The sequence below is a fragment of the Acidithiobacillus concretivorus genome (genome assembly GCF_018853445.1).
Taxonomy (GTDB): Bacteria; Pseudomonadota; Gammaproteobacteria; order Acidithiobacillales; family Acidithiobacillaceae; genus Acidithiobacillus; species Acidithiobacillus concretivorus.
On record NZ_JABELD010000170.1, the window covers coordinates 1 to 831 of the forward strand.

Genomic DNA, 831 nt, shown 5'->3' on the forward strand with positions numbered 1-831 from the left:
CGTCTACTTGCTGCCGCCAATATGTGGCCTTCTCTTCCTTCGTCATACCCACCCCTTCTCGCTGTATGCGGGGCAGGATCGGTCAGGTCAGAAAGTTTGGGAAGGTGGGTTGCTTAGACGCTTACGTTCGAGTGCGGAGCTACAGTCCTTGTGTACCTTCTGGGCAGTCAGAATTTTGGCATGAGAGATGACGCGCATAGGTTCATCTTATCCCGCTTGGGGATAACGTCAAGTCTATCTGTCTGATGGAACTGTTTGGCCTGATGCGCTACTAGACGCTAAAAGTACGTTTTTTTCGCACGATGACTTCTACCTTACGTTTATCCGTTGATTTGGGTGTGGGCTTGGCGGCCATCTTGGGTGCAGATGTGGACGGGAGATCGAGATCCCTGGGGTACCAGAATGGTGCAGCACCATGAGCAGCGCCATTCACTGTAGCGCCGCCCATATCTCGTACATCCTCTTTGGATTCTTCGTGTTCAGAGGCCTTTGGCTTGCCTGGGGATGGATCAGCATTTAGATGGCCGCCAATCCCAAATTGGGGGGCTTTCAGGTTCGTTTCGCGCCTAGCCATGCGCCGCCCTTGCCCAATCACGATTGAATTGCGCCTGCAGCTCGGATACTGGCCGGCCATTCAGCAATAGCCCAATTTCCCGATTCGATTCAAGTGAAGTAACCGAGAAATTTTCTGAACCTACGAAGGCCTCATTCCCGGAAATGACTGCTTTTGCGTGCATATAAATCGGCTTCACCGCCATGAGGCGCACCTGAACCCCATGTGCCCGCAGAAAGGCTACATCCTGCTTATCCTGGGCATTGATACTGGCGGGC

2 protein-coding genes are annotated in these 831 nt (G+C 53.1%); both read right to left on the reverse strand.

Annotated features, from left to right (window positions below; genetic code table 11):
- Window positions 1-271: 271 nt before the first annotated feature.
- Window positions 272-574: a hypothetical protein gene (locus HJG40_RS14540; protein WP_215864864.1), complete on the reverse strand. Its 303-nt coding sequence runs from the start codon at window positions 572-574 to the stop codon at window positions 272-274.
- Window positions 567-831 (reverse strand): phospholipase D-like domain-containing protein (locus HJG40_RS14545; RefSeq protein ID WP_226857490.1); only part of this gene is annotated, 265 nt, incomplete at its 5' end. The genes HJG40_RS14545 and HJG40_RS14540, both read right to left, overlap by 8 nt.

Coding starts and splice junctions, on each gene's coding strand:
- HJG40_RS14540 (WP_215864864.1), bottom strand. CDS start 574: ATGGCTAGGCGCGAAACGAACCTGAAAGCCCCCCAATTTGGGATTGGC.